This window comes from Hoeflea sp. TYP-13 (assembly GCF_040932035.1).
GTDB lineage: Bacteria > Pseudomonadota > Alphaproteobacteria > Rhizobiales > Rhizobiaceae > Hoeflea_A.
Window position 1 is genome coordinate 936,392 of sequence record NZ_JBFRBB010000002.1, and the last position, 26,166, is coordinate 962,557.

The following is a 26,166-nucleotide window of genomic DNA, read 5'->3' on the forward strand; positions in this document are numbered from 1 at the left end:
CCGGCCGAAGCCGGCACAACGACGGTTGGCATCTGGTGGTCAGTTCGAGGTTATGTCATCCACCAGCGCCTTGTAGTCATTGGCCTGGGCTTCCCGCATCTTCTGGTAATCCGGGCCATCCATGAAGTCGCGGTTTTCACCGAGACGCCCCATCAGACGGACATAGGTCTTGTCCTCCTGAAGGGCTTTGAATGCATTGCGCAGTGTGTCGACCACCTCCGGCGGCGTGCCGGCCGGTGCAAGAACCACGCGGTGCATGAAGCCGGCATCGCCCTCGATACCGATCTCTTCAAAAGTCGGCACATCATCGACCATGCGCTCCGTTCCGGCAGTTGCCAGAAGCCGGACCTGACCAGTATCGAGCAGGCTGCTCAAGGTGGCCGGGAAGCCCATGGTGATTTCAGCATCGCCCTTGAGCAACGCCTGCATGGCAGGCCCGCCGCCCTTGTAGGGGATCATGTTAAAGCTGATGCCCTTGGCCTTCATGATCTGTGCAGCCGGCACGAACAGCGCGCCCCAGTTGCCCGAATGCGCCATTTTCAGTTTGCCTGGATTGGCCTTGGCGTATTCAACAACGTCGTCGAAGGTCTTGAAGGGGCTGTCGCCCCGCACCACGATACCGATCGGCGCATAGTTGACCCGGGCGATGGACACGAAATCCTCGTTCGGGTTGTAAGGCAGGTTTTCGACATGCTGCTGCAGCATGTCGATATAGTTGTGGGTAAAGAGCAGCGTGTAGCCGTCGGCTGCCGAACTGGCTGCTTCCTGTGTACCCTTCTGCCCACCGGCGCCCGGTGTCAGGCGAACGATCATCGCCTGGTTCAGATAGGCCGGAATGATGCTCGAAATCACCCGTGCATTAAGGTCGTGCGAGCCGCCCGCGCCCAGCGGAATGACAAGCGTAACCGGTTTTTCCGGATATTCGGCGGTAGCCGGCGACAGCAAGCCTCCAAGCATCATCGCAGCAGCGGCGAATTTCAGTAAATGACGTCTGATCATAGTATCCTCCCGATCCTTGTGATCATTTTTGACACGCAATATCGCGTTACTTGAGAGTTCCTTCTTCTGCCCTTCCAACCTTCTCCGGCTGCCGCGCTTTTTTTGGCCGCGACAGGTTGGCCATGCGACGCCAGAGGTAGAAGCCGATCAGCGGTGTCAGGATGATGATGGCCAGCATGCTTGGCCGCTGAGTAAATGCGAAACCGATCAAATCGCCGCCGGACATGGCCATGGTCTGGCCAAAGGCATATTCGAGCGGACCGCCGAGTATGAATCCCATCACCATAGGCATGACCTCAAAACGGGCCATCCTCGCGATGATGCCGAAGGCACCGAAACCGATGAGCATGAGCAGATCGACCGGATCCGAACGGAACACGTAGGATCCGGCAAAGGCGAACAAGATGACGGCGGGGATAAGCATCGAATTCTTGATGGTCACGATACGCGCAAAAAACGGGATCGAAAGATATCCGATGACGATAAATAGGAGATTGGCAAAGACCATCGCCGTCAAAATGGCAAAAACCGTTGCCCCCTGCTCCTCGAAGAGTTGCGGGCCGGGTCTGAGGCCCTGCGCCACGAATGCGCCAAGCAGGATAGCAGTCACGTTGTCCCCCGGAATGCCGAGCGTCAGAAGCGGCACCAGCGTCGGCCCATTGACCGCGTTGTTGGCAGCTTCGGCGGCAGCGACGCCTTCGATTTCCCCTTTGCCGAAGGTCTCCGGATGGTCAGACGCATTTTTCGCTGCTGTATATCCAAGCATCGCCGCGACCACCTGACCGAGGCCCGGAACGATGCCGATGGCCGTACCGATCACCGTTGAGCGGCAGATCGTGCGGAAACAACGTTTGAGTTCGGCAAGCCGCAGGCGCTCGCCGACGATCCTGGCCGTCTGTGCCATATCCACCTTGCGGCCAAGCACGGCGGCGATCTCGGGCAATGCGAAAAGACCGATCAGCATCGGCAGAAGCGGCACACCTCCGCGCAGGTCGAAACTGCCGAAGGTAAACCGTTCGACGCCGCCGACAGGGTCCGTCCCGACAAAGGACAGCCAGAGCCCGGCAGTCATCATCATCAGGCTTTTGACCGGACTGCTGCCGGCCGTCACCGCGATGACGATCAGGCTCAGGAACAGGATCGCGGCAAGTTCCGGCGGGCCGAACTGCATAACCAGCAGGGCGATCGGAAAAATCATCAGGATGGTCAGAATATCGGAGGTGAAATCGCCGAAAATCGACGAAAACAACGCAATATCCAGCGCCTTGCGCGACTTGCCCTTCTTTGTCAGAGCATAGCCATCCGCCGTTGTTGCCACAGCGGCGCCGGTCCCCGGCATCGACACAAGGATCGCCGGCACGCTGCCGCCGAAAATACCGCCCTTGTAGATGCCGAGCAGAAACGGGATGCCCACGATCGGGTCTAGGAAAAACGACACCGGCAACAAGATTGCCATGGCCATGAGTGTCGTGAACCCCGGAAGCGACCCGACCAACATGCCGAAAAAAAGGCCTGCTGCCATCATCGCGAACGTGTCGACGCGGAAGGCCATGAAAAAGCCGGTTGCGAACTGCTCAAACATCAAAGGCCTGTACTGTCATTCGGATGCACATGATCTGCGTTCAGCTCCCCAATATTTTGGCAATAAGAAATTCCAGGCCGCTCAGTTCCGGCAGTGAAACGAGCAGGACCCTGGTCGCAAGAAGATAGAATGCGAGCGGAAGAACAAAAGAAAAAACAACGATTTGAATAATGTTCCTGCTTCCAGCAACGAGCGACAGAAGCACCATTGCAATGAAGGAGGACGTTATGAATCCGAGCGGATAGAAGATCAGCGCATAAAGAAGCAGGACGAGAAAAAACGCCCCAATATTGAGCCAGTTGGTCTGCCCTGTAAGGCTTTCGTCAGCGGCCTCTTCCGCTGAACCTGATCTCCGGTAGACGCCGTAGAAGAACAGCCCGCACAACAGGATCATCATGCCCATCGAGATCAACGGAAAGGATGTCGGCTCAATGGCGCTCAGCGACCGGCCGAATAGCGTTTTCGGCTTGGCGACCATCAGGTCGATGAAAACAGCGAACGTGACCGCAAGAACGAGAAGCGATCCGGCAACGGCTACCTCCAGACGCCTTTGCATCAGCTTCTTCGCCTCGTGCCTGTTGCTCCGAGCCTCATTGTGCCTCCCTCATGTTTTTTATGGAGTGTAGTGCCTCCGGCCGGGAAATCGAAATGCATTATAGGTTTACTTCTATGACAAATTGGAATAGTTAACCCCTGTTTGGTTCTAGCCTCTTGCGATAAACGAAGACCATTTCGACCGCGGAGAGTAAATCATGAAACTACGGCAACTGGAGGCAATGCGTGCCCTGATCGCCACCGGCACGACCACTCAGGCCGCCGAGGTGATGGGGATCAGCCAGTCGGCAATCAGCCGCCTGATAAGCCAGTTGGAGGACACGCTTGGTTTCGTGCTCTTTGATCGTCACCGCGGCAGGCTGTCGATTACACCGGAGGGTCGCGAGTTCTTCGGAATCGCAGAAGATATTCTGACGCAGGTCGACCAGATCCAGGAAACAGCCTCCAATATTCGCGCGCATGGAACCGGAACATTGCGCGTCGTGGCCATGCCTGCAATCGGCACATGCATGCTGCCTCAACCGTTGAAAATGCTGCGCGAGGAATACAAGAACCTCAACATTATTGTGGACCTGAAGAACCGCAGCGACCTGCAGCAGGCCGTCGCCGAGAGAAAATACGACATCGGTCTCGCGACGCTTCCGATCGTGCAGCAGGGGCTGACTGTCGAACCGCTTTGTACAGTGCGTTCAGTGCTGATCATGCCCAGAGGCCACCGGCTTTCCGTAAAGGACGTAATCAACGCCGAGGATCTTGACGGCGAGAACCTGGTTTCGCTTTCGGCGGACACCGTCATGCGCTACCGGACGGAAGAGCTGTTCAGCAAGCTGAAGATCAAATGCCCCTCCGCCATCGAGGCGCAGTCGACCATTCTCCTTGGAAATCTGGTGAAGATCGGCCTGGGCGTCGCAGTCGTCCATCCCTTTGTCGCCGACCATTTTCGCGAACAGCTTGAAATCCGGCCCTTCGAACCCGAGATCGACATCAGCTACGGGCTGATTTATGCGCAGGGCGCACGCCGTTTGCGCGTCGCCGATCAGCTCTCAAAGAATATGCGGATCTGTTTTTCGGGAACCAGCCAGTTTATCCCGCATGATCAGGATCAAAGCCCAGCCGGTTAACTCGCCAGCGATGTTATGTCTGCATCGTTAAGCGGCAGGGAAACCGGCTCATTGCGCTCGGCCGATAGATCCGCCGCAACGTAGACCTCCATGACCTTGCGCGCCTGTTCCGGCGTCACCAGCACCGGTTTGTCGAGCGCAACAGCCTCAATGAAATGATGCGTTTCATTCGCCATCGGCCCGGCAAAGACATGATTGACGGGCTCGCCCGGCATTGAGGACATCGGGAACTGAATGCCGTTGTCCACGGTATTGAGCACAACATCGCGGTGCGTGTCATCGATCAGCAGAGCGCCCTTGGTGCCAACCATTTCAAGCGTTGTTGCCGAGTAGTTCGGGTATCCGAGCGGCAGGATCCAGCCGGCGCCGATGGTGAAGGACACGCCGCTGTCCATGGTCACGATAATCCAGGTGCAGTCCGGTGCGCCATTGATCTCCTTCATGGTCTTGTAAACCGTCTGGGCGTACACGCGCACAGGCTTTGCCGGCTCCAGACACCACAGAACAAAATCGAGATCGTGTGTGGCCTCCATGGCCGCCGGCGACAGCTTTACGCGCCCGGATATCTTCTTGCCGAGGCTGCGGGTAATGTGACGGCTGATCAGGGCGCTGACCGGCTCGCCAAGCGTCCCGTCCTCGAGCGATTTCTTGATATAGGCATACTTCGGATTGAAGCGCTGGGAATAACCGATGGTGAACTTCACGCCGTGCTGGCGGGCAAGCGCGACCAATTCGTCGGCCTCGGCCAGCGTTATCGCGATCGGCTTTTCTAAAAACACGTGTTTGCCGGCGACAATCGACGCCTTGGCCATGGGATAATGCGTCGTCTCGGGGGTTGCGGAGATGATGATTGCGTCGATGTCTGGGTTGTCGATCAGCCTTTGATAGTCTGTTGTTGCACTTGCCGCACGCGAAGATGCCTGCACCTCACGCAGGCGCTCCTCGTTGATCTCGGCGATGTGAAGGTCAGCGACAAGCGGATTGGCACAACAGGCCTCCGCACGAATTCCGCCGCACCAGCCCGTTCCGACAACGCCCACATTGATCTGCCTCATGAATAATCGCCTTCCGCACAAGAAGAATAAGCCGTGTGATGTGAATGGTTGACCCACAGGCTAGCCGCATGCAGACGGCAACAAAAATGCGAATTTAAGCTAAGTCTATGCGAAAAACGAATAGCTTCGCGATTGCAAGGTCATGCAAAGGCAAATTGTTGGGGCGCTGGAGGTAACCCGGAATCTAACTTGCCCGTTTGGTGTTCACAACTGGGTTTGGCAATCAGGTTTTCTGATATGCCCCATTGGGACATATGATTACAAACACGACATTTGCCGTCGAAATCAATCTGCTGAACCCGTATCCTCAAAGACGGGTCGGTGAATGGTCGGCGCAATAAGCCGGGAATAATCCTGACAATCGCAGGTGCATTTCAAACAAAAATAACGCCCCCCAAAAACCCGCCAATTATTCTGTCGGGAACGAAAATATTACCTGGGAGGGACAGGAATGTCGCATGTCGAGCCGTTGAGTATCGAGGAAACGGACGAGGCCAAGGCCGACATTGAACAATTGGCATCGGCGACCGGATTTGTTGCAAACTCAATGCTCATGCTGGCAAGACGCCCGGAAATTGCCCGCGCGGTTCTCGGACTGATCCGTGCGGTCGTGCGCAACCCCGACGGCACGGTCGATCCGGCGCTGCGCTGGATGGTGGCCCATGTCACAAGCCGCGCCAACGGATGCAATTACTGCTCCGCGCACACATTCAAAAACGGTGCCGACAATGGCGTTCCGGACGAAAAACTGTCGGTGATATGGGAATTCGAAACCAGTCCGGTTTTTACCGACGCAGAACGCGCGGCGCTGCGTATTGCCGTCACCGGCGGCCAGTGCCCCGCCTACGCGACCGCTGAGGATATGACCGAGCTGCGCCGTCATTTCTCCGAGGAACAGATCATCGAAATCGGCGCCGTTATCGCGCTATTCGGCTTTAACAACCGCTGGAACGCCCTGATGGCGACCGATATCGAGCCCGCAGTCACCGAATTCCTTGCAAGCAAATCATATGAAGGAGCGAAGAACCAATAAGCCATTCCGGGCGACACGCCCGGCAATTTTAGTGGAGGAAAAAATGGCAAAAACAAAACCAAGAGGGAATACTTTATCGGCAATCGACCGGAGAACTTTTCTAGCCGGATCGGCCGCATCAATGGCAGCCTTGTCCATTACCATACCCGCCGACCAGGCACGGGCAGCCGGCTATCCGGAACGTGCCATAACACTCGTTGTCATGTACGGCGCCGGCGGCGGAACCGACACCATTATGCGCAAGCTCGCAGAAGAAATGGGCAACTCGCGCAACTGGAAGATCAATGTCATCAACAAGCCCGGCGCGGTTGGCGGCGTTGCAACCCAGTATGTGCACGGGCAGGCATCCGATGGCTACACCGTCCTTGGCGGAGCCAATTACAACAAGTTCGTTCGTGTCATGGGGCATGTTGATTTTGTGCCATGGGAAGAATGGGTGTTTTTCCAGGCTGCCACCGCCAATGCAAGCTGGTCGGTGCCTGTGGATTCTCCGTTCAAGACATTCGATGATGTCGTGGCGGCTGCCAAGGCCGACCCCGGCAAGATCACCATATCGACATCGGGTACCGGTGGCCTGTGGCATGAGCTTGCCCTGATCGTCGGATCCTTTGCCGACGTCAGCCTGAAATATGTTCCTTACAAGGGCGGCAAGGCCGCTACGCTGGCGGGACTTCAGGGTGAAGTCGACATTGCCGGCGGCGGTGTCCACGAGCATGTCGACCTCGTCAGAGCCGGAAAGCTGCGCTGCCTGCAGCAGACATCGGCCAACGACATCACGCTTGACGATGGCAAGGTCATGCCGTCAATCGGCGGTCTGGTGCCGTCCATCAAACCGTTCCTGCCGATCGGCGGCACTTACAACTTCATCATGAAGCGCGACACACCGACCGACGTTTTGGAAATGGTCAACGACGCCTTCATCGAAGCCGTGAACTCGGACGGCTTCCAGGACATGGTGAAGAGCAAGTTCTTCCAGACCGACATAAGAACCGGCGAGGCTGCGGACAAACGTGCAGCTCTGCTCGAAGTCGTCACTGTCGATACGTTCAACAAATTCTCCGACCAGATCGGAGCCGATGTTGTAACTGCCGAAGAGCTGGGGCTGCCCAAGCCCGCCGACTTCGAAACCTGGTGGCCGCCGCAGGGCTACAAGCCACGCATCTGATTGGGCCGGAGAAGGGAGCGCCCCCCTTTTCTCCGCCTATAATGATTGCGGCAACAGGGCTTATTTAACATGACTAACGAAAACAAGTTTTCGGGTGAAGACGAAAACGCAGGTTTTGCAACGCCTATACAGGACATGATCGCCGCCGCCTTTCTTGTGGCTCTGTCGCTGTGGGTAATGATCGAAAGCGTTCAACTCAGCAATCCGGGTACATTGTCGACAACACCGGGGCTTTTGCCATTTCTGACAGCGGGCAGCCTGTGCGTCATGGCGCTCATTCTCGGATATATGGCGATCCGGAGGCGGGCAACCGGCGATAGCGCGGGTGCGGATGAGAAGGAAAAGCCGGAACATTTGCGCACCATCCTCCTCGCCGGCTTTATTGGCGCCTATCTGCTTTGCCTGCAGTTTTTGAAGTTTGAATATTCCGCTGTCTTGGCCGGAATGGAACTGAGCTACGGCGCCTTCGAGGTTCTCACCATCCTGTTCCTTACATTCATTCTCGCTGTCTTCTGGGGCAAGGCCATATGGATGTGCCTGACCGTATCAGTGGTGTGGATTACGCTTCTTGCCGGAGCCTTCCGCTATGTTTTTGTCATTCCACTACCGGGATCGGTCTGAGCGATGATGCTGGATTCCATAATTCAGGCGCTCACGCCTTACATTCTCTTCGTCACGCTGTCGGGCGTTTCCCTCGGCATTGTCTGGGGTGCCCTGCCCGGCCTGTCGACAACGATGGCCATGGCGCTGCTCATCGGCCTGTCGGCCAGCATGGATCAGAACACGGCGATTTCCTTCATGCTCGGCGTTTATACCGGCAGCGTGTTCGGAGGCGCCATATCGGCGGTACTCATCAATATTCCAGGCACGCCGGACGCGGTGCCGACGATGATCGAGGGCCACCAGCTTGCCCGTCGCGGTGAAGGCGGCAGGGCTTTGGGGATGGCCATCGGCGCGTCATTCATCGGCAACTGGGTTGGCATTGTCCTGCTCGTCGGTTTCATTCCGCTGATCCTCGCCTTCGCACTGCATTTCCGCTCCTGGGAAATGTTCCTGCTGGCCGTCATCGGCATAACCGTCAGCGGGTCGATGTCCGCCGGAAGCCTGCCACTGAAGGGATGGATCGCCGGCTGGATCGGCCTACTCGTCGCCTTTGTCGGCATTGATCCGATCCACGGCGTTCCGCGCTTTACATTCGGAACACTGGAGCTGATGGACGGCATCAACTATGTCGCCGTGCTCATCGGCCTGTTCGGCCTGGCCGAAGTGCTGCGAGTTCTGCCGCAGCGCGAGCACTATTCCATTCCGGCAGAAGTCGGCCGTGTTATTCCGTCCTTCAACATGCTCGCCCGCTATTCGAGAACGGCTGTGCGTTCGGGCATCATCGGCACCATTATCGGCGCCATTCCGGGTGCGGGTGCCAATGTCGCGTCATTCCTGTCCTATGACATCGGCCGCCGGCGGGCAAAACCGGAAGAGCGGGCAAAATGGGGCAAGGGCAGCTACGAGGCCATCGTCAGCGCCGAGGTCGCCAACAACGCCAATATCGGCGGCTCGATGCTGCCGCTCCTGGCGCTCGGCATCCCCGGCAATGCAGCAGCGGCGGCACTTCTTGCGGCGCTTACACTGAAGAACATCGTCGTCGGCCCGACCATCGAGATCGACCATCCGGGCCTGATCTACTTCATCTATGCCGCGCTCGTCGTCGCCAACATCCTGATGTACGGCGCGGCCATTGCGCTCATCAAACCCTGCGTCAAGCTCTTCAGCCTGCCGCGCGGCCTGCTGTTACCGCTGATCATCCCGATCTGCGTCATCGGCGCCTACGCGGTGCGGCTGAGCATGTTCGACGTCTGGGTCATGTTTGCTGCAGGCATTGCCGGCTATATTCTGCACACATTCCGCTTTCCGACCGCACCGGTGGTTCTGGGCGTCATCCTCGGGCCGCTCGCGGACGAAAATTTGCGCCGTGCGATGCTGCTTTTCGAGGACAAATCGTTCGGTTTCGTTCTTTCGCAATATTTCGGCACGTTTTTGCTTATCGCCCTGGCAGTGATCTTTGCCGAAGGTTTCATCCGCGCGCGGCGCAACAGGAATTCAGTTGGAGGTGTTAGTGACTGAAAACAAAAAAGAAATCGGCCTTGCAATCATCGGCTGCGGTACAATCGGACGCATTCGCGCAGTTCTGGCCCGCGCCTATCCCGGTGTCGGATGGATCGGCCTGTGTGACATAAAATCCGATATCGGCGAGAAGCTGAGAGACGACGTCAACGCTGATTTTTTCACCACCGATTACCGCGAACTGCTTGCGCGTCCGGAGGTCACCGCGGCGATCATCGCAACGGATGAGAACTTCCACACCGACCCGACCCTGGCAGCCGTTGAACGCGGCCTCGATCTCTTCATTGAAAAGCCGCTGGCAACGGATGCCCGCCAGTCGCAGACAATTCTCGATGCGATCGAGACCTCCGGCGTTGATGCCGTGGTCGGTTACACCCAGCGCTTCCGCCGCCGTTTTCTGGCGGTCAAGGAACGGCTTGTAACCGGCCAGATCGGTGATGTGACCTCCGTGGTCACACGTGCTTTCATGAACCGTATGGTTCCGATCGCTACGGTCAGCCGCACCCAGGACCGCGCCAATCTGACGCCGATGGTCGTCTCCGGAACCCACAGCCTCGACATGTGTATGTGGCTGATGGAAGGAAAGACACCCGTCTCCGTTTTTGCCCAGTCCTGTGACACTGCGCTCGGCAAATGGGGCACGAAGGATTCAACCTTCGGCATCTTCACCATGGATGACGGCACCATCTGGAGCATGAACATCTCCTGGGCTCTACCGGTGGTATGGCCCGGCGCCGTCTACGGCATCGAGATCGGTATCGTCGGCACAAAGGGAGTCATTGATATCGAAGACACCCATCGCGACGTCGTGCTGGCGACAGAAGTCGCGCAAGGTGCCGGATACGCGCCGGAAGGATTTGATCCCGGCGCGCCGCGCCACGTCGATTTCCTGACGAGCTATCCGCCGGGCGATCTTCACGATAACCAGCTCTGGGGACCGATGCGCGAAGAAACCAACGCCTGGTATCAGCGCATCTACACCGGCCAGCGCACGCCCCATGCAACCGCCGGCGACGGACACCGCAACCTGCTTTTGACAATGGCCATGGATCTTTCGGCAAAACGCGGTGCGCCAGTGGAACTGCCCGCCGATCCGGATGAGCTCATGCGGGAACTCGTTTGATGGCGCCGATCAGCCTGAAATTCGGTGGATATCAGGGCCCGGCATCCGTTCATAGCCGCGCCGGCCACGTCTTCGGCAAGGCGCTGTCGGAAACATTGGGAAATGCCGTCGACTTCACCTTCGACAGCAACATCGTCGAACGTGGCCATAAAGCCTCGGACCTGCTTTCGATGGTGGAATCCGGCACCCTTGACGCCTGCTACTTCTCCTCCAGCTACCTAGCCTCACGAGTGCCGGAACTCGGCATTTTCGACCAGCATTTCATTGTTCCGGATCGCAACCGGGCCTATTCGGTTCTCGACGGTGCGCTCGGCCGTGAACTGAGCGGTCTGATGGAGAAGAAGACGGGCTATGCGGTTCTCGATTTCTGGGACAATGGCTTCCGCCACATATCAAATGGCAAAGGCCCCATTTTGAGCCCTGATGACTGCCAGGGACTGAAGATCCGCACGCTCGCCAATGACAATCACCAGCGGGTCTTCCGGGCACTCGGTTTCGAGCCGATTACGATCGACGTGCGCGATCTGCCCTCCGCATGTGCCGACGGCACTGTCGACGCGCAGGAAAACCCGCTGACCAACATCTACAATTTTGGCCTGCACAATCACCATAAGCACATCACCCTCACCCGCCATCTGATCGGCGTTGCCATGGTGCTTTTCAACAAGCAGGCGGTCGGCTCCTGGCCCGCGGATTTCAAGGAGGGCGTTCAGCGCGCACTTCGGCAGGCGACACTTGCCCAGCGTGGATTTGCCGATGAGGACGACATATTGTGCACCGAACGGCTGGTGGCTGAAGGGATCGAAATTCAGGAACTGAGTGATGCGCAAAGAAAGGTCTTTGTCGATGCGACAAGCCGTGAAGTCGCAACAACGCGGGCCGGGTTTGACGCCCGGCTGATCACGCTCTTCGACGAGGATCTGGCAAGCGGCTGATTTTCCGCTCACGCACTCAGGCCCGAAACAGCACCACCGCCATTGAGCCGACCAGCAACAGCGCCATCGCAATATTGAACACCGCAATCCGGTTGCCCTCGCCCAAAAGCCGACCGAGTGCGACACCGGATAATGCCCAGACGCTGATGGAAGGCAGGTTGATGACGGCAAACAGCACGATCATCGCCAACAGGCTGGGTATGTAATTTTGCTGATCCGTATAGGACACGGTCACGACCAAAGCGACCGCCCATGCCTTGGGGTTGACGAGCTGAAACAGCGCCGCCTGCAAAAAGGTGATCGGCTTTTCAATGGCCTCTTCGTTGGCCGGTCCGATGGCGCGGCTGCGCGCCACCTTCCAAGCAAGCCACAAAACATAGGCCGCACATGCAAATTTCAGTGCCGTATAGAGTCCGGGCACAGTCTTCAGCACCTGCCCCAGACCAACGCCGACGCAAAAAACCATTGTCAAAAACCCGGCACAGATGCCGAATACAAGTGGAACCGAACGCATAAATCCGAAATTCACGCCCGATGCGAGCAGCAGGAAATTGGACGGGCCTGGCGAGATAGACATTACAAAGGCAAATCCGACAAGAGCTACTGCCATCTCCAATGACATGATCGGGTCTCCACGTGGTTGTTGCCCCCAACCTTGACCCACGATCGAAACTTTATCACTGTCTAATCAGCTCTTTTTTTTATCCAATCGTCCCGCATGCGAGCAGGAATGAAAAATACTGATATCCTTTCGGAAGTGTTCGAGACACTGAGGCTTACCTCAGACATTTATTTCAAGACGGATTTTCGCGGTGAGTTTGCTGTAGAGATTCCACCCGAGCGTCGCCGTATCCGCTTTCATCTCGTACAGGGCGGCGACTGCTGGATCCGGGTACCCGGCACCGATCCGGCCAGATTGACGGAAGGTGATCTGGCGATCGTGCCTTATGGCATGGAACAGATCCTCTCTAAGACACCGCACACGCATCCCGTGCCGCTACCCGATATCATGGGCGCACTAGCCAATGGCGTGCTGCCCCATGGCACAGGAAGTGGTTCGACCCGGCTGATTTGCGGGTATTGCAGGTTCGACGAGGACATCGATCATCCGGTTCTGACGAGCCTGCCGCCGCTGGTTCTGATCCGCGCCGCTGATCTCGGTGCCGAACCCTGGGCGGCAACTACGCTTCGCTTGATGTCCCTTGAAGGCAATCTCGGTGCCCAAGGCATGTCCGGTATCCTCAGCCGGCTGCTGGAAATCGTCTTGATACAGTCGGTCCGACGATTGACGCCGAAGACAGGCCGTGCGGACGCCGGTTTCATGGCAGCCCTTGCCGATGCCCGCCTTTCGCGCGCACTCAATGCCATGCACAGCGAACCGCACCGGGCCTGGACCGTCAGCGGCCTCGCCCGTGTGGCAGGCATGTCGCGCGGTCGTTTTGCCCATCTTTTCACCGATATTGTTGGATCTCCACCAATTGATTATCTGACGACATGGCGGCTGATAAAAGCACGGGCGCTTCTCGCCAACACCGGTCTGGACATGGCCGAAATCGCCCAGCGATGCGGATACAAATCCGTGCCATCATTTTCGCGGCGGTTTAAATTGATGTTTGGCGTCGGCCCCGGCAGTTTCAGACGTTCTCCGGAAGACCGGAGCGTTACACCACTGTAAACCGCTCATCCCGTGTCCTTCCAAAGGACTCGATTGGAAATAACAACCGGACACGAAAACCGCTCGAGCAGGACGCTGAGTTGTCAAAAGCGTTCGAGATCGACACCCTCAAGGTTGAGCCGGCACCGCTCCACGCTGCAGACCTGTTTGAAGACGCGATCGGCGACCCGACGGAATATACAAGGCTTTATACTGGCTATATCCGCGCCTTTGCCGACTCGACCCTGCTCACGCAGCTGTTCGAACCTTCAGCAAAGAGCGCGGAGGAAGCGGACCGTCTGGCCGACGAATTTTTCCATCGCCTGGACGGTCTCTACAGAAAATCTCTCGATAAATGCGCCTTCGAGATCTGGCACATGACCGTGGTTTTGCGCAGGAGGTAGTTTCGGGTCACCGTGCAATTTGCATTCAGGCTGCGTCGCAGCCCTCTCGCGCTTCCAGCATCGCCGCCCTGCCCCATTCGATGACCGCTGTCGCATCCATCGGCAGCGTGGCGGCAAACTCGCCTGAAAACTCTTCCCATGCGGGCGCATAAGTATCGCGGACTGCGGTCAGGACCGGAACGCCGAGATCGAGTGCCTTTTCGATAACGGCGCGAAGACCCTGCCCGTCGGATTCGCCTTTGCCAAAACGGTTGAGAACGATCAGGTCGACACCCTCTTCCAGCAATTCGAGAAGTCCGCCGGAAATGGCGGCCAGCGCCTGAGGATCGAGCCGGCAGCCTTTCGATCCTGCACCCAGCGCCTGCGAAATGCGGTGCCGTTTGCCGGTCATGACGTCTTCCACATGAGTGATCGCGCAGCAGCTCTTTGGATCAGGCGTCTCGCGCTGCACGAAGCCGCCAATCCGGAACCCTTCGGCCTGAAGCGCCTGCACCGTCTCGATCAAGACACCGTCTACAAACATGTCCTTGCCAAAATGGATGGCAGCAAGGGGATATGCAGAATTCACGCTCATACAAAACTCCGTCGTCTCGCGACCCTTATATCTGCCCGTTTAGAGGAAGATATGCAAATTTGTCACCGGATTTCACCCGATTGCACGCAGCCGGAAGGATGGCGAACCCGTCGGCGCAGCACAACGGATATAAAGACCCCGAACCACCATTGCCCACCTGTTCGACCACCGGCAAACCATCGACGCCAACCTCAAGAACGCGAACCGGCATATATTCCGTCCGGCCCGCATGGCGGCTTTTTTCAAAGCCGGACCGGACCTGAAATTTCTGCTCCGCTGCGGGCTTGGCGCCCGAAAGCGCTTCAATCTGCAGTTTGGCGAAAAGGTGAAAGCCGACAAACACGGCAAGCGGATTTCCCGGCAGTCCCATATAGAGCTTGTCGCCAAGCGTGCCGAAAAGGGCCGGCTTCCCCGGCTTGATCGCCACCCGCCAGTTGTGAACGCTGCCACCGGCCATTTCAAAGGCCGGGCGTACAAGATCGCGATCGCCGACTGATACGGCACCAGACGAAATAAGCAGGTCGAAACGGCCTGAAAGCGATGACAGATGCGCCGCCATTTCCTCAAGATCGTCCGGCACTATGCCAAGATCGGTCGCCTCAGCACCGGCCTCCTCTGCAAGCGCAAGGAGCATCGGTCGGTTGCTGTCGAATATGCGGTGTGCATCACGCTCGCTGCCGCCCGAAACCACCTCGCTGCCCGTCGAAAACACCCCGACCCGCACCCTGCGCGACACGCTGACCGCCGAATAGCCATTGGCAGCCAGAAGGCCGATATGGCGGGGCGCAAGCTTGGTGCCCGCTTTGACGAGAACCGTTCCCATTGCGAGGTCTTCACCAGCGCGGCGAATATTGTCGCCGACGGACGGCAACTCGGAAAAGCCGACTCCCGTTTCCGCCTCATTGCACAATTCGCGCTTTATGACCGCATTGAATCCTTGCGGAACCGGTGCACCGGTAAAAATCCGCACGGCGGAGCCGGCCGGATATTCTGCTTCAATCGCGTCAGTACCGGCGGCAACCGTATCGGCGACATTCAGTTCCCACGGGCCGGATCCGTCGAGCTCGCTAATGCGCACCGCATAACCATCCATCGCCGAATTGTCGAAGAAGGGCATCGCTCTCGGCGCCATCAGATCGAAAGCCAGATACCGACCCTTTGCCAATCGCAGGGCAACCGACTCGGTTTCGCGGATCGGAGTGGCCATGCCGCGTGCAAGTGCGATGGCTTCATCAACCGGCAGCAGATCCTGCGCACCGTCCGGGCTATCGCATCCGCATGCGGATTTGTTGACGGTATCAAGCATGTCCGCTTCCTTGGTGGCCATGCCCGCCGCAACCGCATTCCAGATCGCGCAGCAAACCGTCGTTCAAACCGTACACCCAGCCGTGGATCGCCAGTTCCCTTCCGCGTTTCCACGCCGACTGGATAATCGGGGTGCGTGACAGTCCTTCCACCTGGGCGGCAATACTCATCTCGCACAACCGGTTGAGCCTGGTGTCGGGATCGCCGATTTTCTCGAGTTCCTCCGCGCGGCTGTCCGCCGTATCGCGGATCGGCTGCAGCCAGTGATCGATAATGCCGTGCCGATGCCCGTCCATCGCAGCACGCACGCCACCGCAACCATAATGTCCGCAGACGATAATGTGCTTGATTTCGAGTGTGTCGACGGCAAATTCGAGAACCGACAGCAGGTTGAGGTCGCCGCGATGCACCAGATTTGCAACATTGCGGTGGACAAAGACCTCACCCGGCTCAAGACCGGTGATGACATTGGCCGGGACACGGCTGTCGGAACAGCCGATCCAGAGATAGTCCGGGCGCTGCAGCGCCGAGAGCCGGCTGAAATAGTCGGGATCATCGCGCCGTTTGTTGGTCGCCCAGCGGATATTGTGGTCAAGCAGATCAGTCAGCATTCAGTTTCTCCGGATAATCGACACCACGCCGCGCCGCCATCCGGCGGCCAAGATTGCGCTGATCATCGGCGGTCAGCCGCACCCTTGCAAGCGGCATGACGATGGCGTTTTCGACCATAAGATGGCGCCGCTCATTGGCGGCAAAGCGGTGTAGGATTTCGGCAAGTTCAGATGACGGAAATCCGTCCCCGCCTGTTTCAACTGCCCTGGTCAGTTCTTCTATGAGACGATCCGCGTCATCCCTGTCCGTGGCGTGTTCGAGGCTCAGTTCGCCGAGAACCTCCTCGATGTCGTCCTCCGGCTGGGCGCGTCGGCGAAGCAACGGAAACAGATCCTCTTCCTCGTCGATCACATGCGGACTGAATTCGGTCTGCAGGAAGCCCAGCGCCGCAGCGGCCAGTTCCCTGTCAAACGTATCGCTGTCGGCAAGGTCATCGAGGGCGTGGCACAGCGCCCGTTGCCGGAAATGATCCGAAAGGATGTATTCGAGCGGCGACAACAGTTGCGAGACCGGCGGCGCCGTTTCCAGCGCCTTTATGGTCATGGCCCTGACTTCTTCAAGCCTGTTCATCGCCGCATCCTTTTATTGCACCAGGGGCCCCTCGCCTGTGTTCAGGCTGATGCCCTTGATATCCGCCGCTCCCGCCAGAACCGCGATGTACTGCGATACGGCCTTGGACCAGGCCGCAGCCTCCAGCCACACGGCTATGCGCTCCTGCACCAGGTCGAAAGGCAATCGTTCACCGGGCACCTTTCGATCGAGTGCGATGATGTGAAAACCGAACCGGCTTTCCACCGGAACCGGCGAAATCTCGCCTTCCCGCATCGCTTCCATGGCACGTTCGAATTCAGGCACGGTGCTTCCCCGGGTCAGTTGGCCCAGATTGCCGCCATGCTCACGGGACGAACAGGCCGAGTGTTCCTTGGCAAGAACCGAAAATTCTTCCGGGTGCCCGGCAAGATGGTCGCTCAGCTTTTGCGCCACCGCCTTCATCTTTTTTCTGGCGGTTTTGTCATCAGGCGCCGCCGCAAGAAGAATGTGACGCGCTTCGATCAGCGGCTCCGAGGAAAGCCGCCCGGGGTGCTGATCGTAATATCGCCGGCATTCCGCCTCACCCGCTGAAGGCACATCGACCTCCCTGTCAATCAGCGCGCGGATCGCTGCATCCCGTTCCGTCTCCAGCCGCCCGTCGGTATCGCTCTCGGGTTCGACGGCAAGGTCCAGACGTTGGGCTTCCTGCCACAGGAGCTCACGCACCACCAGCGCCCGCGCAGCCTCCGCCAGGGCACCGCCCGGGTTTTCGGCCGGGTGGTTCTGCGCCTCGGCAAGCAGCTCTTCTTCAGAAATCGCAACGCCATTGACGCTGATTTCCCTGGTAACCGGCTTGGCCTTGGGCGGAATCTTCGTATCCGGCTCCTGGTAGGTGGTGTAGCCCTCCGGCTGCCAGGCATTCGCAGCCGGTCCGAGTGACGGGTTCTTGTATATGGTCGCCATCAGATCACTCCGCAGCGATCCGGTTCGCCTGCGCACGGCGGTTGCGCTCGCGCACAACCTGGTAGCCGGGCCGCCACAGATAGCGCACGGGTGCGCTCAGCATGTGGACAAGGCGGGTGAACGGGAACAGCAGAAGGATCGTCAGCCCCAGGAACAGATGCGCCTTGAAGATCGGCGATGCATCGGCAACGTAGGATGAGGCATCCATGTTGAAGGTGAAGATCCCTTGCGCCCAGGTCATGAAGCGGACCATCTCGTGGCCGTCGAGATGCTGAAGGGAGATCGGAATGGTTGCCAGCCCCAGTGCAAGCTGGATCCACAGCAGGATGATGATCGCCGTATCCGAGTTGCTGGATGTGGCGCGCACACGGGCATCAAACAGGCGCCGGTGCACAAGCATCGTCGCACCGACAATCGCCATCACACCGGCAACGCCGCCGGCAATGATTGCCAGCAACTGCTTGGCGGTGTGGCTGATACCGAGAGCATCGAAGATGGCGATCGGCGTCAAAAGCCCGATCAGGTGTCCGAAGAAGATCACCAGCACTCCGACATGGAAAAGCACGGAGCCCCAGACCAGCTGTTTGCGGCGCAAAAGCTGGCTCGAACCGGACCGCCAGGTATAGGGTTCACGGTCGTAGCGCACGATGGTGCCGACAATAAGCACCACCAGCGCGATGTAGGGATAGATCCCGAAGAAAAGCGTATTGAGATAACCGGACATGGTCCTGTCCTCCTAGGCGGTGGTTTGATGTGAGGGATCGGGAGCCTTGCGCTGCGCAGCACGCATTTGCGTGCGCAGACGGTCCGGGCCACAGGCGTTCTCGCCGGAATTGCCACCGAAGGTGACAACTTCCTCCTCCCAGACACGGTCGAGCGCTTCCAGGTCATCCGGATCGTCCAGCGGCTCATCCAGGAGGTCCTTCAAAAGCGCCCGGTCCGGCTTTCCCTTGGCTATAACCTCAAGAGCACCGAATGCATTGGCATAGATCGATTTGCGCTTTTTCAGGCGCTCCCGGAGCGCCGTCAGGATATGTGCCGTCTGCCCCAGCAGTTCGCCTGCCTCGCCTTCCGGTTTGGTCGAAAGGAATTCGAGGAACAACGGAAGATAGTCCGGCAGTTCCTTGGCATCGATATCGAAGCCGGCATTCCCGTACATTTCCAAAAGGTCGACCATGGCGCTGCCGCGGTCGCGGCTTTCGCCATGGACATGCTCGAACAGATGCAGCGACAGGGTACGCGTACGGTCGAATAGATAGACATAACGCTCCTGGGCCTCGTAGAGGTCGAGCGACGCTATGTCGTCTGCCAGTTTCTTGATGAGCAGGGCCTCACGCTCTCCAATGCCGCTGTCCGCGTCGACGGCGGCATTCAGTTCGGGAACTCCATCCTGAAGCTCCTGTGTCGGGTAGGACAGGAGCAGCGAGATTACTTTCAAAGTCGTGTTCATCAGACCTGCTCCTTGAATGGATCCGTGGGCGCGTGGGTGGTTCTGGTCTTCCGGGCACCGAAGAGGTCGGTATCGGACGTTCCACCCGAACAGCCATTGCCGAAAGAGAAGCCGCAGGAACCGCGCACATCATAGGCGTCTTCGCTGATTTCGCGGTGCGTTGTCGGAATGACAAAGCGATCCTCGTAATTGGCGATCGCCATGACGTGATACATCTCCTCGATCATCTGCCCGGTCATGCCGACCTTTTCAGCAACGACTTCGTCGATGACACCGTCGATGGTCTTGGCCCGCATATAGGCGCGCATCGCAAGCATGCGTTCGAGACCCGAGATAACCGGTGCCTCCTTGCCGGCTGTCAGAAGATTGGCCAGGTAGCGAACCGGGATCCGCAGCGAGCGGACATCCGGCATATCGCCATCCAGTCCGATCTTGCCGGCTTCGGCAGCTGCCTGAAGCGGAGAGAGCGGCGGGATGTACCAGACCATTGGCAAAGTGCGGTACTCAGGATGCAGCGGGAAGGCCACCTTCCAGTCCATCGCCATCTTGTAGACCGGCGAATTCTTCGCCGCCTCAAGCCAGTCGTCGGGAACACCGTCCTTCCTTGCCTGCTCGATGACTTTCGGGTCGTTCGGATCGAGGAAGACCTTCAACTGTTCTTCGTAGAGATCCCTCTCATCCGAGGTCGAGGCAGCTTCGGATATCTGGTCGGCATCATAAAGGACGACACCGAGATAGCGGATGCGGCCGACGCAGGTTTCCGAGCAGACCGTCGGCTGACCGGCTTCAATGCGCGGATAGCAAAAGACGCATTTTTCGGATTTGCCCGAAGACCAGTTGTAGTAGATCTTCTTGTAGGGACAGCCCGATACGCACATGCGCCAGCCACGGCATTTTTCCTGGTCGATCAGGACGATGCCGTCATCCTCGCGCTTGTAGATCGCGCCGGACGGACAGGCCGCGACGCAGGTCGGGTTGAGGCAGTGCTCGCACAGCCGCGGCAGATACATCATGAAGGTGTTTTCGAATTCGCCGTAGATTTCCTTTTCGACGCCCTCGAAATTGTAGTCCTTCGACCGCTTGGAAAACTCGCCGCCGAGAATTTCTTCCCAGTTCGGGCCCCAGTCGATTTTCTCCATGCGTTCGCCGGTGACCATCGAGCGCGGACGCGCCGTCGGTGTGGTCTGGCTCTCGCCGGCGGTCTGCAGATGGCCGTAGTCGAAATCGAACGGCTCGTAGTAGTCATCGATTTCCGGAAGGTCCGGGTTGGCGAAGATCTTGGCGAGGATGCGCCACTTGGCGCCCATCTTCGGCTCGATCTTGCCGTTGGACTTGCGAACCCAGCCGCCGTTCCACTTCTTCTGGTTCTCCCATTCCTTGGGATAGCCGACGCCGGGCTTTGTCTCGACATTGTTGAACCAGGCGTATTCGACGCCCTCGCGGTTCGTCCAGACGTTCTTACAGGTGACTGAGCAGGTGTGGCACCCGATGCATTTATCGAGGTTCAGCACCATGCCGATTTGCGCACGAATTTTCATTCTGCTGCCTCCGGGTTCTGGTAGACGGGCTGGTCATTGGGACCTTCCATCCAATCGACTTTGTCCAGTTTGTGAACCACGACGAACTCGTCGCGGTTTGAGCCCACGGTTCCGTAGTAGTTGAAGCCGTAGGACTGCTGGGCATAACCGCCGATCATGTGGGTCGGTTTGGTAATCGCCCGCGTGACGGAGTTGTGAATGCCGCCGCGTTGCTGGGTCAGTTGGGAACCGGGTGTATTCACGATCTTTTCCTGAGCGTGATACATGAAGATGGTTCCTTCCTTCATGCGCTGCGAGACAACCGCCCTGGCGACGATCGCGCCGTTGACGTTGAAGACCTCGACCCAGTCATTGTCGACGACATCCGCCTTGGCCGCGTCCACTTCGGAAATCCACACGACCGGTCCGCCACGGTTCAGCGTCAGCATCATCAGATTGTCCGAATAGGTGGAGTGAATGCCCCACTTCTGGTGCGGTGTGATGAAGTTCAGAACCACCTGCGGCTTGCCATTGGATTTGGATTCAATGACCGGATTGATCGTCTTGGTATCGATCGGCGGACGATAGAGACAGAACGCCTCGCCGAATGCCCGCATCCACAAATGATCCTGATAGAGCTGCTGGCGCCCGGTAATGGTGCGCCACGGGATCAGCTCGTGAACGTTTGTGTAGCCGGCATTGTAGCAGACCTTTTCCGATTCAAGCCCGGACCAGGTCGGTGAAGAGATGATCTTTCTCGGCTGCGAAACAACGTCTCGGAACCGGATCTTCTCATCCTCCTTCGGAATGGCGAGATGCGTATGATCGCGTCCGGTATTCTTCGACAGTGCCGCCCAGGCCTTGACCGCCACTTCGCCGTTGGTTTCCGGCGCAAGCGACAGGATGACCTCGGTCGCGTCGATATCGGTTTCGATCTTCGGCCGTCCCTTTGTCACACCTTCGTCGGTGACGACACCGTTGAGGCGGCCGAGCAGATCGACCTCATGCTCGGTGTTCCAGGTGATCCCCTTACCGCCATTGCCGAGCTTGTCCATCAGCGGGCCAAGCGCGGTGAAGCGTTTGTAGAGGTTCGGATAGTCGCGTTCGACAACCGCCACGGCCGGCATGGTCTTGCCTGGAACCGGTTCGGTTTCACCCTTCTTCCAGTCCTTCACATCGACCGGCTGGGCAAGTTCGCCCGGCGTGTCGTGCAGGATCGGAACAAGCACCACGTCCTTTTCCACCCCGAGAATTTCCGGAGCGACCTCGGAAAACTTCTGGGCGATGCCCTTGAAGATTTCCCAATCGCTGCGCGCATCCCACGCCGGATCAGCGGCGCTGGTTAGCGGGTGGATGAAGGGGTGCATGTCGGAGGTATTGAGATCGTTTTTCTCATACCAGGTGGCTGTCGGCAGCACGATGTCGGAGTAGACGCATGTCGTCGACATGCGGAAGTCGAGCGTGACAAGAAGATCGAGCTTTCCTTCCGGCGCATCGTCGTGCCAAACGGCTTCCTGCGCCCGCTCGCGGCCTTCCTCGCCGAGATCCTTGCCCATGACGCCATGGTTTGTGCCAAGCAGGTGCTTGAGGAAATACTCATGCCCCTTGCCCGAAGATCCAAGCAGGTTGGAACGCCACACGAACAGGTTGCGGGGCCAGTTGGCCTCGTTGTCCGGGTCTTCGCAGGACATATGAAGATCGCCGGATTTCAGTTGCTCGGCAACATAGTCCTTCGGCTCCTTCTTGGCGGCATCGGCAGCCTTTGCAACCTCAAGCGGGTTGGTCTTGAGCTGCGGTGCCGACGGCAGCCAGCCCATGCGCTCGGCGCGGATATTGTAGTCGATCAGCGTGCCGTCCCACGGACCCTCCGGTGCCGTCGGCGACAGGATCTCGTCCACTTTCAGCGTTTCGTAGCGCCACTGGTCAGTATGCGCATAGAAGAACGAGGTCGAGTTCATGTGCCGCGGCGGACGGCCCCAGTCGAGGCCGAAGGCAAGCGGTTGCCAGCCGGTCTGCGGGCGCAGTTTTTCCTGGCCCACATAGTGGCTCCAGCCACCGCCCGACTGTCCGATACAGCCGCACATCACCAACAGGTTGATGATCCCGCGATAGTTCATGTCCATGTGGTACCAGTGGTTGAGACCGGCACCGAGGATGACCATGGAACGGCCATTGGTCTTTTCGGCGTTCTTGGCGAATTCCCGTGCGACCGTGATGATCTGATCGCGGGAAACGCCGGTGATCTTTTCGGCCCAGGCGGGTGTATAGGGCAGATCGTCATCAAACGACTTCGCCGAGTTGCTGTCTTCGAGACCGCGGTCGAGACCATAGTTGGCAACGAACAGGTCAAAGACGGTCGCGACAAGCGTTTCGCCTTCGGTCAGCTTCAGCTTTCTTGCCGGAACCGAACGGATCAGAACGCTCTCGTGATCGGTCCCTTCGAAGTGGTCGTGTTCGCGATTGCCGAAATACGGGAAAGCGACGTTTGCGACTTCGTCGTGGTCAGTGTCGAGGATAAGGCTCATGCCGAGCTCGACATCCCTGCCCTTTCCGTCCTTGGCTTCAAGGTTCCACTGACCTTCTTCACCCCAGCGGAAGCCGATGGAGCCCTGCGGCGTGACCGGTTCCTTCGTCTTTTCGTCAAAGGCGACGGTCTTCCATTCAGGATTGTTCTCCTCGTCGAGGCCGTCCTTGAAATCGGATGCGCGCACGAGGCGGTCAGGTACATAATTGCCGTCTTTCTTCACCAGACGCACCAGCATGGGCATGTCGGTGTAGCGGCGGCAATAATCCTCGAAATATTCCGCCTGCCGGTCGAGGTGGAATTCGCGCAGGATGACATGGCCCATGGCCATCGCGAGCGCCGCATCGGTACCCTGTTTGGGGTGCAGCCACATATCGGAGAATTTTGCAGCTTCCGAATAGTCCGGCGAGACGACGACGGATTTTGCGCCCTTGTAGCGGACTTCCGTGTAGAAGTGCGCGTCCGGCGTGCGGGTCTGCGGCACGTTCGAGCCCCACAGCATCAGGAAGCCGGCATTGTACCAGTCAGCTGATTCCGGAACGTCCGTCTGCTCCCCCCAGGTCATGGGAGAAGATGGCGGAAGATCGCAATACCAGTCGTAGAAGGACATGCACACGCCGCCAAGCAGCGACAGATAGCGAGAGCCGGCCGCATAGGAGATCATCGACATTGCCGGGATCGGTGAAAATCCGATCACCCTGTCCGGTCCCCATTTTTTGGCCGTGTAGGCGTTTGCGGCAGCTATGATTTCGTTGACCTCGTCCCAGGTGGCACGAACAAAGCCGCCAAGGCCGCGCATTTTAACGTAGTCGGCGCGCTTTGCCGGATCGTCCTGGATCGCTGTCCATGCGCCGATGGGTGTCTTGAGCGCGCGTTCCCTGCGCCACAGGCGCAGGAGCCGCGAACGGATCAGCGGATATTTCACCCGGTTGGCCGAATACATGTACCAGCTGTAGCTGGCGCCGCGCGAACAGCCGCGCGGTTCATGGTTCGGCAGGTCGGGCCGCGTGCGCGGATAATCAGTCTGCTGGGTTTCCCAGGTGACGATGCCGCCTTTGACGTAGATCTTCCAAGAGCAGGATCCGGTGCAGTTTGCGCCATGTGTGGAGCGGACGATTTTGTCGTGCTGCCAGCGTTTGCGGTAACTGTCCTCCCAGTCCCGGGATTCATTTGTTGTAACGCCATGTCCTTCGGAAAAGGTCCCCGTTTTGGATGGGGTCAGGAAGTTCAGGCGGTCAAGGAGATGGCTCATTGGGTTTCTCCGGTTTCAGTGTCGGCGGGCACTCAAAGCACCCGCCTGTTATCGCTTTGCGGTCTTATGGGTTCTTCACGTAGGCGTTCTTGCGCAGGTAGAACCACCAGTTGATGATGATGCAGACCATGTAGAAGGCCGCAAAACCGTAGAGGGCCAGTTCCGGCGTCGCCAGCTTGATCTGCTCGCCCAGAACCTTCGGGATGATGAAGGCGCCATAGGCGGCTACGGCAGATGTCCAGCCGAGCACGGGACCGGCCTGTTCCTTGTCAAACACCACGGCGATGGTCCGGAACGTCGATCCGTTACCGATGCCGGTTGCTGTGAAGAGGACGAGGAACAGGATGAGGAACGGTACAAAATACTGTTCCGGTGTGGCAGACGCGTAGGCCTGCTGCATGAAGTAGGCAACGCCAAGTGCGCTGGCGACCATGACAACCGAAATGATCTGGGTCACCTTCGCGCCGCCCATCTTGTCGGAGATCATGCCGCCGATCGGGCGGATCAAGGCTCCGATAAAGGGTCCCATCCACGCATACATGAGGGCACTCGGGCCGTTCGGATTGACCGTGTCATGGGTCATGACGCCGTCGACAAGGACGTGCTGGAAGCCGAAGATAACCTTGATGGCCAGTGCAAAGGCGGCGGAATAGCCGATGAAGGATCCGAAGGTCATCGTGTAGATGATGGTCATGGCCCAGGTGTGCTTGTTGCCGAAGATCCGGTACTGGTGTTCCAGGTTCTTGCCGACCTGGCCCGGTATCATTCTCAGCAGCAGAACCGTCGCAGCGATAACCAGCGGCAGCACTATCCATTTGGAGACATCGAAGCCGGAACCGCCGACATTGGGCGGCAGCATCAGCCACAGTCCACAGGCCGCGGTGAACAGGCCGATCAGCAGCATGAAAGTGATGACGACAAATGTGCTTATCGGGTTGCCGATGTTCGGGGAAACGTGTTCGTCACGAATATTGTTCATTCCGAACCAGCCTGCAAAGGCCAGCGGGATGAGGAACACGAGCCAAACGAAACCGGCATTCTGGATATAGGTTTCGGAACCGGCGGGGATCTTGCCGATCAGCGTGCCGGACGTGTTTTGCAGGATCAGCGCATCGCCGCCGAATATGCCCATGGTCATGACCAGGGGCACCAGGATCTGCATGGTGGTCACACCGAAGTTGCCGAGACCTGCGTTCATGCCCAGCGAATAGCCTTGCATGCGCTTGGGGAAAAAGAAGCTGATATTGGACATGGACGAGGCGAAGTTGCCGCCGCCGATGCCCGACAGGAAGGCCAGGATCTGGAACTGCCACAGCGGCGTGTTCGGATCGGACAGGGCAAGGCCCGTGCCGGCTGCAGGGATCATCAGCAGTGCCGTTGTAAAGAAGATCGTATTGCGCCCGCCGGCGATGCGGATGAAGAAGGTGCTGGGAATACGCAAAGTGGCACCGGTCAGACCCGCGATTGCAGCAAGCGTGAAGAGTTCGGATTTTTCGAACGGGAAGCCCAGATTTAGCATCTGTACCGTGATGATGCCCCAATAGAGCCAGACGGCAAAACCGCATAAAAGGCTTGGAATGGAAATCCAAAGGTTTCTGTTGGCGATAGTCTTTCCATCGCTCTCCCAGAATTTCTCATCTTCCGGGTTCCAGTTACGAAGGTCTTGTCCCACGTCACTCTCCTGTTAAACG

24 protein-coding genes are annotated in these 26,166 nt (G+C 58.2%); 9 read left to right on the plus strand and 15 right to left on the minus strand.

The annotated features are described in order from the left end of the window. Positions 1-39 precede the first annotated feature (39 nt). The 3 genes from ABVT35_RS14615 to ABVT35_RS14625 are packed head-to-tail and all read right to left on the minus strand — an operon-like array spanning position 40 to position 3,137. The gene (locus ABVT35_RS14615; protein ID WP_368467323.1) at positions 40-999 is read right to left on the minus strand and encodes a Bug family tripartite tricarboxylate transporter substrate binding protein; all 960 of its coding nucleotides are present in this window, start codon (positions 997-999) and stop codon (positions 40-42) included. A 46-nt stretch (positions 1,000-1,045) separates the two neighbouring features. Then, positions 1,046-2,581, minus strand: coding sequence for a tripartite tricarboxylate transporter permease (locus tag ABVT35_RS14620; RefSeq protein ID WP_368467324.1), 1,536 nt, complete (start codon positions 2,579-2,581; stop codon positions 1,046-1,048). Positions 2,582-2,621: 40 nt separating this feature from the next. Then, positions 2,622-3,137: a tripartite tricarboxylate transporter TctB family protein gene (locus ABVT35_RS14625; protein WP_368467325.1), complete on the minus strand. Its 516-nt coding sequence runs from the start codon at positions 3,135-3,137 to the stop codon at positions 2,622-2,624. Positions 3,138-3,333: 196 nt separating this feature from the next. Here ABVT35_RS14625 and ABVT35_RS14630 point away from each other — a divergent pair, with 196 nt between their 5' ends. After that, the gene (locus ABVT35_RS14630) at positions 3,334-4,257 is read left to right on the plus strand and encodes a LysR family transcriptional regulator (protein ID WP_368467326.1); all 924 of its coding nucleotides are present in this window, start codon (positions 3,334-3,336) and stop codon (positions 4,255-4,257) included. Here the strand turns inward: ABVT35_RS14630 and ABVT35_RS14635 are convergent. Next, positions 4,254-5,312: a Gfo/Idh/MocA family protein gene (locus ABVT35_RS14635; RefSeq protein WP_368467327.1), complete on the minus strand. Its 1,059-nt coding sequence runs from the start codon at positions 5,310-5,312 to the stop codon at positions 4,254-4,256. The two genes, ABVT35_RS14630 and ABVT35_RS14635, sit on opposite strands and share 4 nt — an antisense overlap. A 451-nt stretch (positions 5,313-5,763) precedes the next feature. On the opposite strand from ABVT35_RS14635, the gene ABVT35_RS14640 reads away from it, so the two are divergent. From ABVT35_RS14640 to ABVT35_RS14665, 6 genes are all read left to right on the plus strand, one after another. Beyond that, complete coding sequence (locus ABVT35_RS14640) at positions 5,764-6,345, plus strand: carboxymuconolactone decarboxylase family protein (RefSeq protein ID WP_368467328.1); 582 nt, start codon at positions 5,764-5,766, stop codon at positions 6,343-6,345. A gap of 121 nt (positions 6,346-6,466) precedes the next feature. Continuing rightward, on the plus strand, positions 6,467-7,510 hold the full coding sequence (locus ABVT35_RS14645) for a Bug family tripartite tricarboxylate transporter substrate binding protein (RefSeq protein WP_368467329.1): 1,044 nt from the start codon (positions 6,467-6,469) through the stop codon (positions 7,508-7,510). Positions 7,511-7,579: 69 nt separating this feature from the next. Continuing rightward, on the plus strand, positions 7,580-8,131 hold the full coding sequence (locus ABVT35_RS14650; RefSeq protein WP_368467330.1) for a tripartite tricarboxylate transporter TctB family protein: 552 nt from the start codon (positions 7,580-7,582) through the stop codon (positions 8,129-8,131). 3 nt (positions 8,132-8,134) lie between these two features. Beyond that, positions 8,135-9,631: a tripartite tricarboxylate transporter permease gene (locus tag ABVT35_RS14655; RefSeq protein ID WP_368467331.1), complete on the plus strand. Its 1,497-nt coding sequence runs from the start codon at positions 8,135-8,137 to the stop codon at positions 9,629-9,631. After that, entirely contained in the window at positions 9,624-10,754 is a 1,131-nt protein-coding gene (locus tag ABVT35_RS14660; RefSeq protein WP_368467332.1) for a Gfo/Idh/MocA family protein, read from the plus strand. Before ABVT35_RS14655 ends, ABVT35_RS14660 begins: the two co-directional genes overlap by 8 nt. After that, the gene (locus ABVT35_RS14665; RefSeq protein ID WP_368467333.1) at positions 10,754-11,689 is read left to right on the plus strand and encodes a TRAP transporter substrate-binding protein; all 936 of its coding nucleotides are present in this window, start codon (positions 10,754-10,756) and stop codon (positions 11,687-11,689) included. The genes ABVT35_RS14660 and ABVT35_RS14665 overlap by 1 nt, the downstream gene beginning before the upstream one ends. A gap of 16 nt (positions 11,690-11,705) precedes the next feature. Here ABVT35_RS14665 and ABVT35_RS14670 read toward each other — a convergent pair whose 3' ends face one another. Further along, positions 11,706-12,311, minus strand: coding sequence for a LysE family translocator (locus tag ABVT35_RS14670; protein WP_368467334.1), 606 nt, complete (start codon positions 12,309-12,311; stop codon positions 11,706-11,708). 108 nt (positions 12,312-12,419) lie between these two features. Here ABVT35_RS14670 and ABVT35_RS14675 point away from each other — a divergent pair, with 108 nt between their 5' ends. Continuing rightward, positions 12,420-13,364: an AraC family transcriptional regulator gene (locus ABVT35_RS14675; protein ID WP_368467335.1), complete on the plus strand. Its 945-nt coding sequence runs from the start codon at positions 12,420-12,422 to the stop codon at positions 13,362-13,364. Positions 13,365-13,444: 80 nt separating this feature from the next. Beyond that, a complete protein-coding gene (locus tag ABVT35_RS14680) occupies positions 13,445-13,747 on the plus strand; it encodes a hypothetical protein (protein ID WP_368467336.1) in 303 nt (100 codons plus the stop codon). A 25-nt stretch (positions 13,748-13,772) separates the two neighbouring features. Here ABVT35_RS14680 and ABVT35_RS14685 read toward each other — a convergent pair whose 3' ends face one another. The 10 genes from ABVT35_RS14685 to ABVT35_RS14730 all read right to left on the minus strand — a co-directional run bounded on the left by ABVT35_RS14685 (position 13,773) and on the right by ABVT35_RS14730 (position 26,147). Beyond that, positions 13,773-14,321, minus strand: coding sequence for a DUF2478 domain-containing protein (locus tag ABVT35_RS14685; protein ID WP_368467337.1), 549 nt, complete (start codon positions 14,319-14,321; stop codon positions 13,773-13,775). A gap of 25 nt (positions 14,322-14,346) precedes the next feature. Beyond that, entirely contained in the window at positions 14,347-15,627 is a 1,281-nt protein-coding gene (gene glp, locus ABVT35_RS14690) for a gephyrin-like molybdotransferase Glp (RefSeq protein ID WP_368467338.1), read from the minus strand. Next, on the minus strand, positions 15,620-16,237 hold the full coding sequence (locus tag ABVT35_RS14695) for a carbonic anhydrase (protein WP_368467339.1): 618 nt from the start codon (positions 16,235-16,237) through the stop codon (positions 15,620-15,622). Before ABVT35_RS14695 ends, glp begins: the two co-directional genes overlap by 8 nt. Further along, positions 16,227-16,808, minus strand: a complete 582-nt coding sequence (locus ABVT35_RS14700; protein WP_368467340.1) for a hemerythrin domain-containing protein — start codon at positions 16,806-16,808, stop codon at positions 16,227-16,229. Before ABVT35_RS14700 ends, ABVT35_RS14695 begins: the two co-directional genes overlap by 11 nt. Positions 16,809-16,820: 12 nt before the next feature. Beyond that, positions 16,821-17,639, minus strand: coding sequence for a peptidylprolyl isomerase (locus tag ABVT35_RS14705; protein WP_368467884.1), 819 nt, complete (start codon positions 17,637-17,639; stop codon positions 16,821-16,823). Positions 17,640-17,736: 97 nt separating this feature from the next. Continuing rightward, positions 17,737-18,456: a respiratory nitrate reductase subunit gamma gene (gene narI, locus ABVT35_RS14710; protein ID WP_368467341.1), complete on the minus strand. Its 720-nt coding sequence runs from the start codon at positions 18,454-18,456 to the stop codon at positions 17,737-17,739. Positions 18,457-18,468: 12 nt separating this feature from the next. Beyond that, on the minus strand, positions 18,469-19,182 hold the full coding sequence (narJ, locus tag ABVT35_RS14715) for a nitrate reductase molybdenum cofactor assembly chaperone (protein ID WP_368467342.1): 714 nt from the start codon (positions 19,180-19,182) through the stop codon (positions 18,469-18,471). Further along, positions 19,182-20,720, minus strand: a complete 1,539-nt coding sequence (narH, locus tag ABVT35_RS14720; protein WP_368467343.1) for a nitrate reductase subunit beta — start codon at positions 20,718-20,720, stop codon at positions 19,182-19,184. The genes narJ and narH overlap by 1 nt, the downstream gene beginning before the upstream one ends. After that, the gene (locus ABVT35_RS14725) at positions 20,717-24,475 is read right to left on the minus strand and encodes a nitrate reductase subunit alpha (RefSeq protein WP_368467344.1); all 3,759 of its coding nucleotides are present in this window, start codon (positions 24,473-24,475) and stop codon (positions 20,717-20,719) included. Before ABVT35_RS14725 ends, narH begins: the two co-directional genes overlap by 4 nt. 64 nt (positions 24,476-24,539) lie before the next feature. Then, complete coding sequence (locus ABVT35_RS14730; RefSeq protein ID WP_368467345.1) at positions 24,540-26,147, minus strand: antiporter; 1,608 nt, start codon at positions 26,145-26,147, stop codon at positions 24,540-24,542. Positions 26,148-26,166 lie beyond the last annotated feature (19 nt).

Excerpts from the sequence above, each read along its gene's own strand:
- ABVT35_RS14640 (WP_368467328.1), top strand. The coding sequence starts at position 5,764 with ATGTCGCATGTCGAGCCGTTGAGTATCGAGGAAACGGACGAGGCCAAG.
- ABVT35_RS14685 (WP_368467337.1), bottom strand. The coding sequence starts at position 14,321 with ATGAGCGTGAATTCTGCATATCCCCTTGCTGCCATCCATTTTGGCAAG.
- ABVT35_RS14665 (WP_368467333.1), top strand. The coding sequence starts at position 10,754 with ATGGCGCCGATCAGCCTGAAATTCGGTGGATATCAGGGCCCGGCATCC.
- ABVT35_RS14675 (WP_368467335.1), top strand. The coding sequence starts at position 12,420 with ATGAAAAATACTGATATCCTTTCGGAAGTGTTCGAGACACTGAGGCTT.
- narI (WP_368467341.1), bottom strand. The coding sequence starts at position 18,456 with ATGTCCGGTTATCTCAATACGCTTTTCTTCGGGATCTATCCCTACATC.
- ABVT35_RS14725 (WP_368467344.1), bottom strand. The coding sequence starts at position 24,475 with ATGAGCCATCTCCTTGACCGCCTGAACTTCCTGACCCCATCCAAAACG.
- ABVT35_RS14700 (WP_368467340.1), bottom strand. The coding sequence starts at position 16,808 with ATGAACAGGCTTGAAGAAGTCAGGGCCATGACCATAAAGGCGCTGGAA.
- ABVT35_RS14615 (WP_368467323.1), bottom strand. The coding sequence starts at position 999 with ATGATCAGACGTCATTTACTGAAATTCGCCGCTGCTGCGATGATGCTT.
- ABVT35_RS14625 (WP_368467325.1), bottom strand. The coding sequence starts at position 3,137 with ATGCAAAGGCGTCTGGAGGTAGCCGTTGCCGGATCGCTTCTCGTTCTT.
- ABVT35_RS14630 (WP_368467326.1), top strand. The coding sequence starts at position 3,334 with ATGAAACTACGGCAACTGGAGGCAATGCGTGCCCTGATCGCCACCGGC.
- ABVT35_RS14620 (WP_368467324.1), bottom strand. The coding sequence starts at position 2,581 with ATGTTTGAGCAGTTCGCAACCGGCTTTTTCATGGCCTTCCGCGTCGAC.
- ABVT35_RS14635 (WP_368467327.1), bottom strand. The coding sequence starts at position 5,312 with ATGAGGCAGATCAATGTGGGCGTTGTCGGAACGGGCTGGTGCGGCGGA.
- narH (WP_368467343.1), bottom strand. The coding sequence starts at position 20,720 with ATGAAAATTCGTGCGCAAATCGGCATGGTGCTGAACCTCGATAAATGC.
- ABVT35_RS14670 (WP_368467334.1), bottom strand. The coding sequence starts at position 12,311 with ATGTCATTGGAGATGGCAGTAGCTCTTGTCGGATTTGCCTTTGTAATG.
- ABVT35_RS14645 (WP_368467329.1), top strand. The coding sequence starts at position 6,467 with ATGGCAGCCTTGTCCATTACCATACCCGCCGACCAGGCACGGGCAGCC.
- ABVT35_RS14650 (WP_368467330.1), top strand. The coding sequence starts at position 7,580 with ATGACTAACGAAAACAAGTTTTCGGGTGAAGACGAAAACGCAGGTTTT.
- ABVT35_RS14695 (WP_368467339.1), bottom strand. The coding sequence starts at position 16,237 with ATGCTGACTGATCTGCTTGACCACAATATCCGCTGGGCGACCAACAAA.
- ABVT35_RS14655 (WP_368467331.1), top strand. The coding sequence starts at position 8,135 with ATGATGCTGGATTCCATAATTCAGGCGCTCACGCCTTACATTCTCTTC.
- narJ (WP_368467342.1), bottom strand. The coding sequence starts at position 19,182 with ATGAACACGACTTTGAAAGTAATCTCGCTGCTCCTGTCCTACCCGACA.
- glp (WP_368467338.1), bottom strand. The coding sequence starts at position 15,627 with ATGCTTGATACCGTCAACAAATCCGCATGCGGATGCGATAGCCCGGAC.